At 38.7% G+C, this 14,439-nt stretch carries 18 protein-coding genes; 1 reads left to right on the top strand and 17 read right to left on the bottom strand.

Going from position 1 to position 14,439, the window contains the following annotated elements; genetic code table 11:
• Position 1: 1 nt before the first annotated feature.
• Together FJ218_08495 and FJ218_08490 are read right to left on the bottom strand one after the other, a co-directional pair.
• Entirely contained in the window at positions 2–1,396 is a 1,395-nt protein-coding gene (locus FJ218_08495; GenBank protein MBM4166936.1) for a Si-specific NAD(P)(+) transhydrogenase, read from the bottom strand.
• Between the two features lie 150 nt (positions 1,397–1,546).
• Complete coding sequence (locus tag FJ218_08490) at positions 1,547–2,056, bottom strand: FKBP-type peptidyl-prolyl cis-trans isomerase (protein MBM4166935.1); 510 nt, start codon at positions 2,054–2,056, stop codon at positions 1,547–1,549.
• A gap of 134 nt (positions 2,057–2,190) precedes the next feature.
• Between FJ218_08490 and FJ218_08485 the strand changes: the two genes are divergently transcribed.
• The gene (locus tag FJ218_08485; GenBank protein ID MBM4166934.1) at positions 2,191–3,852 is read left to right on the top strand and encodes a choice-of-anchor B family protein; all 1,662 of its coding nucleotides are present in this window, start codon (positions 2,191–2,193) and stop codon (positions 3,850–3,852) included.
• 191 nt (positions 3,853–4,043) lie between these two features.
• Here FJ218_08485 and rlmB read toward each other — a convergent pair whose 3' ends face one another.
• From rlmB to FJ218_08410, 15 genes are all read right to left on the bottom strand, one after another.
• Positions 4,044–4,808, bottom strand: coding sequence for a 23S rRNA (guanosine(2251)-2'-O)-methyltransferase RlmB (gene rlmB / locus FJ218_08480; protein MBM4166933.1), 765 nt, complete (start codon positions 4,806–4,808; stop codon positions 4,044–4,046).
• A 17-nt stretch (positions 4,809–4,825) separates the two neighbouring features.
• Entirely contained in the window at positions 4,826–5,011 is a 186-nt protein-coding gene (locus FJ218_08475) for a hypothetical protein (GenBank protein MBM4166932.1), read from the bottom strand.
• A 5-nt stretch (positions 5,012–5,016) separates the two neighbouring features.
• Positions 5,017–5,265, bottom strand: a complete 249-nt coding sequence (locus tag FJ218_08470; GenBank protein ID MBM4166931.1) for a hypothetical protein — start codon at positions 5,263–5,265, stop codon at positions 5,017–5,019.
• A gap of 9 nt (positions 5,266–5,274) precedes the next feature.
• A complete protein-coding gene (gene lgt, locus FJ218_08465) occupies positions 5,275–6,105 on the bottom strand; it encodes a prolipoprotein diacylglyceryl transferase (GenBank protein ID MBM4166930.1) in 831 nt (276 codons plus the stop codon).
• Between the two features lie 53 nt (positions 6,106–6,158).
• A complete protein-coding gene (locus tag FJ218_08460) occupies positions 6,159–6,548 on the bottom strand; it encodes a hypothetical protein (GenBank protein MBM4166929.1) in 390 nt (129 codons plus the stop codon).
• Positions 6,549–6,556: 8 nt separating this feature from the next.
• Complete coding sequence (locus FJ218_08455) at positions 6,557–7,030, bottom strand: PTS sugar transporter subunit IIA (GenBank protein MBM4166928.1); 474 nt, start codon at positions 7,028–7,030, stop codon at positions 6,557–6,559.
• A 20-nt stretch (positions 7,031–7,050) separates the two neighbouring features.
• Positions 7,051–9,561: a nucleotidyltransferase gene (locus FJ218_08450; GenBank protein MBM4166927.1), complete on the bottom strand. Its 2,511-nt coding sequence runs from the start codon at positions 9,559–9,561 to the stop codon at positions 7,051–7,053.
• 85 nt (positions 9,562–9,646) lie between these two features.
• Complete coding sequence (gene miaA, locus FJ218_08445) at positions 9,647–10,618, bottom strand: tRNA (adenosine(37)-N6)-dimethylallyltransferase MiaA (protein ID MBM4166926.1); 972 nt, start codon at positions 10,616–10,618, stop codon at positions 9,647–9,649.
• A gap of 29 nt (positions 10,619–10,647) precedes the next feature.
• The gene (locus FJ218_08440; protein MBM4166925.1) at positions 10,648–11,283 is read right to left on the bottom strand and encodes a protein-L-isoaspartate(D-aspartate) O-methyltransferase; all 636 of its coding nucleotides are present in this window, start codon (positions 11,281–11,283) and stop codon (positions 10,648–10,650) included.
• Positions 11,284–12,129, bottom strand: a complete 846-nt coding sequence (gene folP, locus FJ218_08435; protein ID MBM4166924.1) for a dihydropteroate synthase — start codon at positions 12,127–12,129, stop codon at positions 11,284–11,286.
• 336 nt (positions 12,130–12,465) lie between these two features.
• A complete protein-coding gene (locus FJ218_08430) occupies positions 12,466–13,089 on the bottom strand; it encodes a superoxide dismutase (protein MBM4166923.1) in 624 nt (207 codons plus the stop codon).
• A gap of 126 nt (positions 13,090–13,215) precedes the next feature.
• Positions 13,216–13,662 (bottom strand): DUF59 domain-containing protein, encoded by a 447-nt coding sequence (locus FJ218_08425; protein MBM4166922.1) that lies wholly within the window; start codon positions 13,660–13,662, stop codon positions 13,216–13,218.
• Positions 13,663–13,671: 9 nt separating this feature from the next.
• Positions 13,672–14,034: a hypothetical protein gene (locus FJ218_08420; GenBank protein MBM4166921.1), complete on the bottom strand. Its 363-nt coding sequence runs from the start codon at positions 14,032–14,034 to the stop codon at positions 13,672–13,674.
• Positions 14,031–14,261 carry a DUF433 domain-containing protein gene (locus FJ218_08415; GenBank protein ID MBM4166920.1) on the bottom strand — a complete coding sequence of 77 codons (231 nt, stop codon included), beginning with the start codon at positions 14,259–14,261 and terminating at the stop codon, positions 14,031–14,033. The genes FJ218_08420 and FJ218_08415 overlap by 4 nt, the downstream gene beginning before the upstream one ends.
• A gap of 7 nt (positions 14,262–14,268) precedes the next feature.
• On the bottom strand, positions 14,269–14,439 hold a 171-nt coding region (locus FJ218_08410), incomplete at its 5' end, for an iron-sulfur cluster assembly accessory protein (GenBank protein MBM4166919.1).

The following is a 14,439-nucleotide window of genomic DNA, read 5'->3' as shown; positions in this document are numbered from 1 at the left end:
TTCATTTCCTAATCTTCTTCCCACTCAAATTTCCAAGTCCATCGTACGTTGCGTATTTGTAAATATCTGAAAGCGTAGGATAGTTGAACACGCTGCTGATAAACGCATCAATCGTTCCACCGAAATAGAGCGTCATCATTCCGATATGCACAATCTCCGAAGCATTATCGCCAATAACGTGCACACCGAGAAGTTTTTTATCCGCTTTTGCAAATACGAGTTTGAGCAATCCACGTTCGTTCCCGATTATTTGTCCGCGCGGATTATCAGCGTAGTGTGATTTGCCTACTTCATACTCGATGTTTTTTTTCTTCGCTTCATCCTCCGTCATTCCCACCATAGAAACTTCGGGAATCGTGTAAATGCCGTACGGAAGCAACGCCGCTATCCTGTCTTTATATTTGAAATCGAAAGCGTGACACATTGCAACGCGGCCTTGTTCCATCGATGTCGAAGCGAGCGAAGGAAAACCAATCACATCGCCGGCAGCGTAAATGTGCGGAATCTTTGTTTGATAATTTTCATTCACTTCAAGTTGTCCGCGATTGTTTGCTGCAAGTCCGATATTTTCTAACTTGAGTTTTCCAATATTTCCCGAACGACCTGCGGCGTATAAATGTGTTTCCGTAACTAAAACGTTTCCGCTTTTCAAATACGTTTCGCACGCTCCGTTCTTCATTTCTACTTTCTCAACCGAATCGTTGAAAATAAATTTCACACCGAGTTCTTTCATTTCTTCGACAAGCAATTTTGAGATTTCACCATCAAGAAACGGAAGCACAACATCTTTCGGGTCAACGAGCGAAACTTCAATACCGAGCGCGGCAAACATACACGCATATTCGCAGCCAATTACACCAGCGCCGATAATTACCATTGATTTCGGTATGTCAACCATTTGCAGAATTTCATCACTGTCGTAGACTTGTTCATACTCAAACGGAATTGTTTTCGGCCGAAATGGATACGAGCCAACCGCGATTAAAATAAAACCAGCAGAAAATTTTTCTCCGCTTTCCTCAATTCCGATTGTGTGCTCATCAATGAAAAATGCAGTGCCGTGTACTTGTACAACTTTATGCTTTGCAAGGTTTTCATTTATCTTCTCAATTTCCTTTTTGATGATATAGTTTTTGCGAAACATCAAATCCTGCACGGTAATTTGTTTTCCTAAATGAAACTCAACGCCGTACATTCCTCGCTGTTTTTTCCCGGAAAAGAACAGTGAAGTTTCGCGTAACGTTTTACTTGGCAATGTCCCTGTGTTCACCATTGCTCCGCCGACAACAGGTTCTTTTTCAATGATAAGAACTTTCTTACCAATATATGCCGCTTGAGCTGCTGCTTTTTCGCCGGCAGGACCGGAACCGATTATGATCACGTCGAAATGTTGCATGGTTTTCAATTAGAATTTAGAAATTGAGAATAAAAACCCGATACTTTATTTTCATTCTTAATTCGATATTGCTCGTTATTCATTAAATAAAAAACCCGTTCCAACAACTTGAGAAAACGGGTTTATGTTAGTCAAAAATGAAACTTAAAATTAATTTACAGAAAGTAATTCCACATCAAACACCAGCGTTGCTTTTGGAGGAATAACACCGGGATAACCTCGTTCACCGTACGCAAGGTCAAAAGGAATAATGAGTTTTCGTTTTCCGCCCACTTTCATACTCAACATTCCTTCATCCCAACCTTTAATTACTTGCCCGACACCAATTGCAGTTTGAAATGGTTCATTACGCTCAACACTGCTATCGAAACGAGTTCCATCAAGTAAATATCCGGAATAGTGTACCGTAATAGTTTGTCCCTTTATAGGCATTGCTCCCGTTCCTTCATTTATATCAATATATTGTAAACCTGATGAGGTAGTAACAGGAGCGATTGATGTAGGAATTCCGGGAAATTTTGTTGCGTTCATTGTAGTAGATGTTTGAGTTTGGGTAATTTCGCTTGTTTCAGTTTTAGATTGTGGTTCCTTTTCCGAAAGTCCGCCACACGAAAAACGAATAAAGACTGCAAATAACAAGAGTAAAGATGTAATTGTCATAGCGAAAAATAAAATTGATTAGAAAATTTTGCTTGGAAATATAGGGAAAAATATTTGGGCAATCTGTTTGTACACACGTATTTTTTTCCGTTTTTGTATTCAAATTTTTTATATCAATGCACTAATTACTTTCTATGAAATCATTTCTCTTAACTATAGTAATACTCATTGCAGCACAAAACAACCTTTACTCACAAGCATCGGGAAGAGTTGAATTATTTGCACACCTCGATAAACGACACGGAGGCAACAACACATTTTACAGCGGTTGCTGGGGATGGACAAATCCGGTTGACAATCGGGAATATGGCATCATCGGATGCATCAATGGAACTTCAATCATCGATGTTACAAATTCTGATTCGGTAAAAGAAGTCGCTTTCATTGCGGGACCTTCGAGCGGATGGCGAGAAGCGAAAACGTGGAGTCATTATGCTTATGTCGTTGTTGATGCAAGCCCCGGTGCAGATTCCGGTGTTCATATCATTGACCTCTCGCAATTACCGGACACAGCAATGCTTGTGAAGCGATTTAACTACAATCGAAATGGAGATAACATCAGACGCTCACACGAAATTTTCATTGATGAAAACGGAATAATGTATTTGCTTGGAAGTCAGAATTGGGGAAACTCCGGTGTTATTATGTTTTCGCTTGCTGACCCTATCAATCCACAATACGTTGGCGAATATCAACCGGAATATATTCACGATGCATTTGCTCGCAATGATACACTGTTTGCGGCGGCAATTTATGGAACAGGAATTTATATTGTTGACGTACATAATAAAGCGAATCCGAATCATTTTGCAACTATTCAATATCCAAACGCAGGTACTCATAATGTTTGGACGACCGATGATGGACGATATTTATTCAGCACTGATGAAATAGGACAAACTGCAAAAACATTAAAAGCATGGGATATTACCAATCTTCCTGCTTACTCAATGACTGATGAATATACTCCGAATCCTGCAGCAATTGTTCATAACGTTATGATACGGGGAAAGTATGCTTATATATCGTGGTACACCCAAGGACTTGTTATTGCTGATATTTCCGACCCAACGAATATTACAACCGTTGGAACCTATGATAGTTATCCGGGTGCCGATGGAGGATATAATGGAGCATGGGGGATTTATGCATTTGAAAGCGGCAAAGCAATTATTTCCGACAGACAAACAGGTACATATATTTGCACGATTGCTCCTACGACGCCCAATCAAGTGCTACTTGTTTCTCCTGCAAATCGTTCACTTGTAACTGATTCACTTGTTACATTCACGTGGCGAGCAAGTACTCCATCGGTTTCTTCGTATTGGCTCGAATATTCAACCGACTCTGCATTTTCCAATTCGATAATAGACAGTACTATTTCTGATACTATTAAAACTATTGAGTTAACAAATCAAAATTATTATTGGAGAGTGAAAGCAAAAAATAACGATGGCTGGGGACCTTTTAGTATAATTTGGAACTTTCATTTTCCGATTGTAGGTGTAAACGAAACCGAAATCGTAGAAAATATTTTCCAATTACTTCAAAATTATCCGAATCCGTTCAATCCGCAAACAACACTCTCCTTTATTGCTACGCAAAATTCCGTTGTAACTTTGAAAGTATTTAATATTCTCGGAGAAGAAGTTGCCACACTTCTTAACAACAAATTCGTCTTCAAGGGTGTACATACTTATGTTTTTGATGGCAGACATCTCGAAAGCGGAATATATTTTACACATCTGACTGCTGGAACCAATATCCAAATTCAAAAGATTGTGCTTCAAAAATAAAGCGTTAAGGCATTGACTAAAAAGTTATGGCACAACGCTTGCACATATAATAGCATCAAACATTCAGCACATTCGCAGAAGAAACGTTTTCTGTACGAAATTCTATAATCTACAATCCAAAAGAAAAACGCGAATTTTTTTTTTAAAGTATTGGTATTTGGATTTTATTTGAACTTTGGAATTTTTTCCTTTTACTGATGAGCGTTTCTTCTTTTTCGAACAACTTCATAAAGTATAATTCCCGCAGCAACAGAAACGTTCAGAGATGAAATTTTTCCCTGTAACGGAATATGCAACAATTCGTCGCAATGTTCTTTCACCAATTTGCGTACTCCTTTGCCTTCGTTACCAACAACGATAGCAACGGGTGAAGAAAAATCGTAATCGGAAAATTTTTTTGGCGCTTTTTCATCCGTTCCGATAATCCAAATACCACGTTCCTGTAATTCTGTAATTGTTGAAACAATGTTCGTTACTTTTGCGATGTTCACGTATTCAATCGCACCGGCAGAAGATTTGGAAACAGTAGAAGTCAGCGATGCAGAATTATGTTTCGGAACAATAATTCCATGAACGCCACAACATTCCGCAGTCCGTATGATAGCACCTACGTTGTGAGGGTCTTCGATTTCATCGAGGATAAGAACGAATGGCTGCTCTCCTTTTTCTGTTGCAATATTCAGAATGTCTTCCACTTCGATGTATTGTTTAGCAGAACGCAATGCAATCACACCTTGTGTTTCTTCTCCCTCGGAAAGTTCTTTCAAACGATGGTGCGAAATTTCCGTACATACAATACCGCGCTGCTTTGCAAGGAATCGAATTTGTTCGATGGCATTGCCGTGTGTGCCGTGAAGCAAAAATATTTTTTCTAGCGGCGTATGTGTACGTAGTGCTTCGATAATCGGATTGCGTCCAAAAATAAATTCCTTGTTCGTGATTCGTTGTTTATGCATCGTTTATTTCATTCCATTTAGTGAATATCGGAGGATGTTTTTTTTATACGTTTTTCTAAATAACGACCAACAAAAAATACTCCGATGCCGATGAAGAAATCATAATACAGAATTGTTAGTTCTGCACCCGCAAGAAAAGAAAAATATCCCACGGCAAGAATGGCGATACCTAATGCTTCAAGAAGTTTGGCTACGATACTCACCTCATTTATTTTTTTACAAGTTGTAACAACTTATACTTAATTATATTCTCGTCCGCTTTGAATCTGCATACTTCTTCATCTCCGATGAAAACAAGCGGAACTGCAAATTGATATTCAAAAAATTTTGGGTGGCTTTCGTTGAGTATTGTTTCAACATATTCAAATGAAATGTTCTTCTGAATGTTCTTCAGCAACACTTTCGCTTCATCACATAGCGAACAATTCTCTTTTGAAACGAGAAGAACACGAATCATCGCGGTGAACTAATAATGGATGAGTTGATAAAATGCATTTTTCTTTTTTACAGCATAATTCACGTAAATCCCCAAAGCAATAAGGAACAACGAAATGAGTTGTGCTTCCGACAATCCGAACGCAACGCGTTTATTGAGGCGTAGAAACTCAATCGCAAAGCGTTCAATACCGGCAAAAATGAGATAGTACGAAAACAGCAACCCTGTATCTGGAACTTTGCTACGCATTTTCCATAACACATAAAAAAGAAACGTACATACGAACAATTCATACACCGGAGTTGGATGACACAGCGTAGTATCGGGAACAACTCCATCGGAAAATAAACGTGTAACTTCTGGAAAATCTTTAAACGCATACGATGGAGGATATGTACCATTCGAATAATCGGTTCCCCACGGTAGTGTTGTGGGAAAACCGTAATCTCCATCACCGGAAAAATGGCAGCCGAGACGCGCAATTCCGTAGCCAAGTATCAACGAAGGAGATATTGCATCTGCAATTTGAAGGAAGAAATAATTTTTCTTTCTTGCATACACGAAAATTGCAATTGTTGCAAGGAAAAATCCTCCATAATACGTAAGTCCCGACGGAGAAAAAATCATTTCGAGAGGTGCAAGACTTGTGTATTCCAAGTTTTCGACAACATATAACAATTTTGCACCAATAATACCGAACACGATTGCAAGAATCGTAACCGTATTGGCTAATGCAACATTCATTAGTTTTCGTTGTAACTCTTTCACAAAAAAATAATTTGCAACAAAAAAACCGATGGCAACCATCAAGCCGTAACTATAAAGAGTGAACGGACCAAATTCAAAAAGTTTAGGACACATAATGTTAGATATTCAAAGAAGAGAAGTTACAACAATCGCTTGCGTAACCCGATTCATTCAAAAGCGAGTTCGAGAAATCGCTTAGTAGGAGGTAGAAGTATTTCAATACCTTTTTTAGAAAATTTTAAACGGAAATGCGATGTCTCTTTGCGGAAATTCGTAATATAAAAATCCCACACACCTTTGAGTGCGGGAAGTTCGCGTTCTACAACGGCAGAACCGATTTTTGGAATAGTTAGTGGCTTTACAGAAATGCCATCAATAAATAAACGGAATGCATTTCCCAGAATTTGTTCACGCACAGTAAGCGCATACTGGAAACTTCGGAATACACGAGTAGTTTCAACAGTCAAAAGCGTTTTATTCGTTTGCGAAGTTTCATCGCGAACACTGGTAAAATAGACTCGATACTCTGGAAGTTTTGCTTCTTTTTTTTTTGCCATAACAGAATTTACTTTCCATCGAGATAATGTTCTTCGCCTTCCTTAAAAATGTCAAGAATTTCTTTCGGTGTTTTTGCACGCAATAATCGTTCTCGAAATTCTTCTTGATTCATCAAACGAGAAATACGACTGAGTAATTTAATATGTTGTCCAACCATTTCTTCTTTTCCCAACAGAAGAAAAACAAGTTGCACCGGTTGCGAATCGAGCGCTTGATAATCTATAGGATGTTCCGTAACGGCAAATGCGCCGGCAATATCTGAAACGCCATCAGTTTTTCCGTGGGGAATGGCAAACGAATTACCAACGCCGGTGGACATAATTTTTTCACGCTCAAATATCGCATTCCGTACTTTTTCTCGATTCATTACGTTAGGCGATTTCGCAACTAACGCAATCATTCCTTCGAGTATTTCATCCTTCGTTTTCCCTGGAAAATTCGTTTGAACTAAGTGTTCGTTTATAACATCTGAAATTTTCATACCATTGTTTTATTTTTAAACTACATTGTTCTCCACCGAAGCATTTTCTTTTGATATTCTTCTACCAACTGATTGGCTTCGTGCTGTGTTTCTGCTTCGCTGTATAAATGAAAAACCGATTCTTCTTTATCCGGAAGAATAACAATATTCTTTCCAGGCGTATTGTTTTGTGAGAACAAAATCCTCACACCATCAATAAGTTCGCGTTGGCAATGTTCTGTTTCCTGCATAAGATACCGCAATAACTTACCTTTGTAATCCAACGAACAATCAAGCGAACGATATGATTGATATAACTTTACGGTGTTGCTATCTACCTCTCCTAATCGCTGGTGCGTTTTAGCAAGAAGTTCTAATATTTTTGCAAATGAAAACATTCCATCAACCGCAAAAAAATAATCTGTGAAAATAAATCCTCCTCGCGTTCCTCCGACAAATGCAACATTCTGTTCGCACGCGCTTTCCATCATAGCAAGATGTGTGTTTCGTGTCTTTTTTACTCGCGTGCCATATTCTAATGCAACCAAATCTATTTCCGCTGATGATGCAACAGGAACAGCAATGTACGTTGTGTTCGGATATACTTGAAGAAATAATTTTGTAACCAACGTCAGTAAGCGTTCGGGCGATATATAATTCCCCAGTTCATCAATTATCGAAATCTTTTCTGCTCCCGCATCAATAATGCACCCGATATCGTAATGCAATGACGTAACAATATTTGCAACATTATCTACTGAATCCTGAAACTCTTTGGACGAACGTGTAAATTTTTGTGAATCAAGATACGCATTCAGCGCTACAACCTCGCATTGTAATGCGCCAAGAATATTAGGAAAAATCGATGATGCGACGCCATTTGCATAATCAATGACTATCTTCATTTTTTCCTTTTGAATAAACTCTTCATCAATTGAACTGAGAAATTGCGCACGGTACGATTCCGTCGTTCGTTCCGGAAAATTGATTGTGCCTACTTCATCAGCGCTTGCCCGAAGGAAATCTTCACCGAAAAAATTTCGCTCAATTTTTTTTGTTTTCTTCGTTGATAAATCTTTTCCTCCTTGTTCAAAAAAAATAATATCTGTTTGCCTGAAATCACGCGGCGATTTTCTAACGTGAAAACCTGCTTTTTGCGTACCTGTTGCAAGTTCATGCCGCACAAGCGGAATCGGCATTGCGCGCAAATCATTGACGTGACATCCTGCAGATAAGAGACCGCAAATCAGTGAGCGACTCATCATTCTTGAAACATTATCTGCATCATAACTTGTTACCACACTACTGCCAATCCCCAACGATGCGCCAAATGCCGCTCCAAGTTTTGCCCCAAATTCCGGATTCATTTCAACATTTGAAATTCCGGATATGCGCGATTCTGTAAATAAATCCCGAAGCCACTTTTCTTCCCAAACAAGCGAATGAGAAAGTTTGGCTCCGTCTTCAACAATTTTCTTGGGCCATAATTTTATATTCGATGAAAGCTGTGTTTGTTTTCCTAAAAAACAATCTTCAGCAATAAAAACCGAATCGCCGATGAAACTTTGCATCTCGATTTTTGTACGACTTGCTACAACGTCTGAAGACAATTCACATTTTCTTCCGATAGTAACATTATCCCATAATACCGAATTGCTTATCACCGTTCCTGCTTCTATTGTACAGTTGTTTCCAATAACGGTATTGCTCAATCGCACGTCTTCTCCGATGACACAGTTATTTCCAAGAACAACTGTTCCGGAAAAATTATCGAATGAAGTCTTCACCTGGGTTTCTTTCCCGATAAAATGCCGCTGTTGTTTCGTACCACTCAGTTCAACATTCACTCGCTGGGAAAGACAATCGTAATGCGCTTCTTGATACTCCGTAAGCGTTCCGACGTCCCGCCAATATCCCTCGGCAACATATCCCATCAATCGCATTTTTTTTTCCATCATCAACGGAAATAAATTATTACTGAAATCAAACTCTTCGTGATAGGGAATCAACTGCAATACTTCCGGTTCAATGATATAAATTCCGGTATTAATTGTGTCGGAAAAAACTTCACTCCACGATGGTTTTTCCAAAAAACGAACGATGTTTCCGTTTGTATCTGTAATTACAACACCATATTGAAGCGGGTTTGACTTACGTGTTAGCAACAACGTAACGTGAGATTTGTTTTCTTGATGAAATTGAATCGCTTTTGAAAGATTAAAATCGGTAAGTACGTCGCCGCTAATCACGATAAACCGATCGTTCAAATATCCTGCTGCATTACGAACGCTCCCAGCGGTTCCGTAATCTTCTTCCGCGCAAATGAATTTCATTGTTACCTGATGCTGCGAACCGTCTCCAAAATAGTTTGCGATTATTTCCGGTTGATAAAACAGCGTAGCAACAATATCGGTAATTCCGTGCGCTCGCAACAATTCAATGATATGTTGCATCATTGGTTTGTTCATCATCGGCACCATCGGTTTTGGAAGTGAATAGGTCAAGGGACGTAATCGCGTTCCAAATCCCCCTGCCATTACTACTGCTTTCATCAGATTAAATTTTCTCTTAAAATTTTGGCGAAAAAAATACAAAAATGCACAGCAAACAAAAAAAAGAAATCATCAAAGAAATACGTCAATGCCGAATGAATTGTTCTACAATAGTTTTCGCCAATGCCGATAAATCTTCTGTCGTTCTTGGATAAATCCATTGAATTCTCGAATCACTGCGAAACCACGTCAGTTGCCTTTTTGCATAGCGGCGAGTATTTTGCTTCACCAATTCTTTCATTCGTTCGAAAGAAATTTCATTACGCAAATACGCACCTGCTTCTTTATAACCAACTGTTTGAAGTGAATTGAGTTTGGAAGAAAATCCCATCGCTTGTATTTTTTCTACTTCATCGAGAAAATCATTTGATAACATTTCTTCCACTCGCTTGTTTATGCTGTCGTATAAAATTTTTCTATTCCACTCTAATCCAAATATAATTGGAAGGAAATTTCCTGCGCTCGTTTCTTCTTGTTGAAGTTGTGAAATCGGTTTTCCCGTCAGTTCAAAAACTTCTAACGCTCGAACAATGCGAAGTTTGTTTGTCGGAAGCATTTTTTTTGCCGCATCAGCATCAATCGCGCGTAATTCATTGAGTAGTTTTTCGCCTCCTTCGTTTTGATAACGCTTAAAAAATTTCTCACGAATTTCATAATCGGCTGATGGTCCTTCGAAAATTCCATCTAGCAATGCGCGCAAATATAATCCAGTTCCGCAAAGTACAAGTGGAATTTTCTTTCGAGAAAATATTTCTTCAATAATTTTTCGACCACGTTTTGAAAATTCTGCCGCGTTGAAACCTTCGTTCGGTTCCAATTCATCAACAAAATGATGTTTGATTTTTTGAAGTAACTCCTTCGGCGGTTTTGCTGTTCCGATATCTAGATGTTTATAGATTTGCCGAGAGTCTGCAGAAATAATTTCTATCGGAAGAAAGTCTGCAATCTTTTCACTCATCAGTGTTTTTCCAGAGGCGGTTGGTCCTACGAGAACAAGAACTTTTTTTTCCTGAATTAAGATATGGGATTTGGGACGTGCTTTTGTAGTTTTACTCATATCTCAAATCTCACATCGCATATCGCAATTCACTTCCATCCTAATTTTCCCACAAGCGGAACAAACTTAAATCCTTCAATCACTTTCCTTTCAAATTCATCTCCCCTTTTTGTAACAACTATAATATTTTGCGATTCTAAATTTCCCGTAGGAATGACTAACCTTCCTCCTTCTGCAAGTTGTTTCAAAAGTGGTTCGGGAATTTCCGGCGCAGCAGCAGTTACAATTATTCCATCGAACGGTGCAAACTCACTCCATCCAATTGTTCCGTCGCCAGTTTTTGTAGCAATGTTGTAACCCAGTTTTGAAAAAAGCGAACGTGCTTTTGTAAGCAAATCGGAAAATCGCTCAATGGAAAATACTCGAGCACCAAGTTCTGCAAGTACCGCCGCTTGATAACCGGAACCAGTTCCTATTTCTAAAATCTTGTCGGTTTTTTTTACTTGCAACAATTCTGTCATTATTGCAACAGTGTACGGCTGAGAAATTGTTTGCGAATTTGAAATCGGCAATGCGCAATCTTCATACGCACGACGCGTGAAAGGTTCATCAACAAACAAATGCCGCTCGACTTTTTTCATTACAGCAAGAACATTCTCGTCTTTTATTCCTCGAGAACGAAAGAGCGCGAGCATTTCGTTCTTTTCATTTTCAAATTTGTTCATCTACTTTGCTCTTACAATTGCATCAGTAACTAAAACCACTTTCTTCATTTCCTTTACATCATGAACGCGAACCACATTTGCCCCATTCAAAATGGAAAGTGCAACTGATGCCGCAGTTCCTTCCAATCGTTTATCCGCTTGCAATTCGTTTGTCAATTTTCCGATAAATGATTTTCGTGATGTTCCAACGAGAATTGGATAACCGAGCGATGTAAATTCTTGCAAATGGTTTAAGAGTGAAAGATTATGTTCCAACGCTTTTCCAAATCCAATTCCCGGGTCAATAAAAATTTGTGAAACACCATTTGCTGTTGCTTTTAAAATTGCGTTCAACAAAAATTGTTTTACTTCTTCAACAACATTTTCATATCGTGGATTTTGTTGCATCGTTTTCGGATTGCCTTGAATGTGCATAACGACTAAACTTGCTTTCGCTTTCGCAACAACAGAAATCATTTCCTCATCAAACATCAAACCGGAAATATCATTCACCATCGTTGCTCCAACATTCAATGATTCTTCTGCAACTTTTGATTTCGTTGTATCAATCGAAATCGGAACGTCAATTCGTTTTGCAAGTTGTTCAATCACGGGAATTGTTCTTCGTAATTCTTCCCCGACAGAAATTGATTCAGAATTTGGTCGCGTTGATTCTCCGCCAATATCAATTATATCTGCGCCATTTTCTACCATTTCTATTCCACGCTTTATTGCACTTTCAATAGAAAAATATTTTCCTCCATCCGAAAACGAATCGGGAGTAACGTTCAAAATTCCCATCAAATATGTTCTGGAAAAATCAAAAACGTTTTTTCCAATTGTGTAGAAAGGAATTTTGTTCAACATTTCATTCATAAATTGCGGATAAAAATAAAGAAACCAAGTTTCACTGTGAAACTTGGTTCTTTACGTTTATGCTTGTGGAGTTTTCGCATTCGCTTTCATCGCTTTTCGCTTTGCTTTCATTTTCGCTGCTTTCTTGCGATGTTTCTTCCATGCATTTTGTGTTTTTTTATTCATTGGTTTCTTGATTGTTGTTGAGTAAATTTCTCAATTCCTTTTTTGCTTTTCTTCGGCTGTATGCTTTTTCCGGCACTTCAACTTTCGGAGGTTTTTGCGCAAGAGGAATTCGTTTAGTGAATTTCTTTGTCGTTTTTTTGTTTGAAGTTTTCTTCACAAAAGTTACTTTGCTGCAAATCTCTTCGCAATTTCATCCCAGTTGACAACGTTCCAAAATGCGGCAATATAATCTGCGCGGCGATTTTGGTATTTCAAATAATATGCATGTTCCCACACATCCATTCCGAGAATCGGCACGCCTTTTACTTCAGCAATGTCCATCATCGGATTGTCTTGATTCGGCGTTGAACACACAACAAGTTTTCCGTCTTGTTTAATGAGCCACGACCAACCGGAACCAAAGCGCGTCATTCCCGCATTGCCAAATGCTTCTTTAAATTTATCGAACGAAGTAAAATCGCGCGTGATGGCATTTGCGAGTTCGCCGCTGGGCATTCCGCCGCTCGAAGAGTCGAGTCGTTGACCGTTTTGTTTCATCACTTGCCAAAACAGCGAGTGATTGTAATGTCCGCCGCCGTTGTTGCGAACTGCCGGCGCGAGTTTAGAAATGTTCGCAAGAATTTCTTCGAGAGATTTCGATTCCCATTCTGTTCCTGCAACTGCTTTGTTCAAGTTGTCCACATACGCCTGATGATGTTTTCCGTGATGGATTTGCATCGTTTGCGTATCGATGTAAGGTTCAAGCGCATCGTACGCATATGGTAGTTGAGGTAATGTGAAAGCCATAGTTTTCTTTTCTTTATCTTGTTGTGAAAAATATTAGTTGGTAAAAAACTTTCTGTAGCGGCAACTGTTCCCGCAGTAAGAACAGATGATAGAAATTTTCTTCTGTCCATTTTAACTTTTAACTGTCTACGGAATATTCAAAATCAATTTCGCTTGTTCCGACATCATTGACGTTGTCCACGGAGGATTGAATACTAAATCAATTTTTGCATCGCGCACACCGGGAACTTGCAACACTTTTCTTCGCACGTCGCTTGCAATCATTGGTCCCATTCCGCAACCCGGAGCAGTGAGCGTCATTTTCACGTATGCAAAATTCTCTTGCACTTTCAATTCATACACTAATCCCAAATCCACAATATTGACGGGAATTTCCGGGTCGTAACATTCGCGCAATGCATCCCACAGTAAACTTGTATCAACTGTTTGCAACGAGCCATTCGTAACGTCAATCGGTTTTACTTCTTCTCGACGAGTCGAGTCATCGACCTCATTTTGAATTATATTTTCTTGAGGAGATTCTAAAACTTCTTGCGCTTGTTCGTCGTTATTTTTCTTTCGATTGAAAAACATTGGTAAAAATTATTTCGGATAAATTTGAAGTGTGTTATCAAAAACTACAATTAAACGCTTGATGTGAAATTTATTTTTGAATCGTTTCAGAATTTTTCTCGTTGATAAAAGCAAACTTGCCGTTGTTGTATCACTCAATCGGAAAACAATAACCCCACTTACACTATACAAATTGAATTTTACTATACTTTGAAAATCAGTATCGCGAGTAATAATCCACATTTTGTTTTTCGCTGCATACGAATACACTGCTCCATTTTTCAAACCAGTCTTTCCGATTTTCTTTATGTGTTCTACAACGTAATGTTCTTTTTCAAATAACTGAATGAGTTCAAAAGGTAAATTTTCATCAAGCAAAAATTTCACTTTCATATTCTTGCAGTTTCATACTCGCACATCATCGAAGCGTATTTTAATGCGGCTTTTATAGAGCGGCGTTTCAGCGAAGGATAATCTTTCAAAATTTCTTCTTCACTCATTCCGTCAGCAAGCATTGAAACAACCAACGCAACGGGAATACGTGTACCTTTTACACAAGGTTTTCCGTGCATTATTTCCGGGTCGGAAGATATCAATGTATAAACTTGGTTTCTACTCATAAAATTTTTACGATGCTGAAAACGAATTCACGCAACCACACGTTTTGGTTGCTTTCGGATTGTTGAAGACAAATCCTTTTCCGCTTAATCCATCGGAGAAATCAAGAATTGTTCCACCGAAATAAAACATACTTTTCGAGTCAACGAAAATTTTTACGCCGTGTTGTTCGAGAATAAT

Source organism: Ignavibacteria bacterium (assembly GCA_016873775.1).
In the GTDB taxonomy this organism is placed as follows: Bacteria; Bacteroidota; Ignavibacteria; order UBA10030; family F1-140-MAGs086; genus JAGXRH01.
The sequence above is the reverse complement of the archived record's forward strand: the minus strand, read 5'-3'. Positions and strand labels throughout refer to the sequence as shown.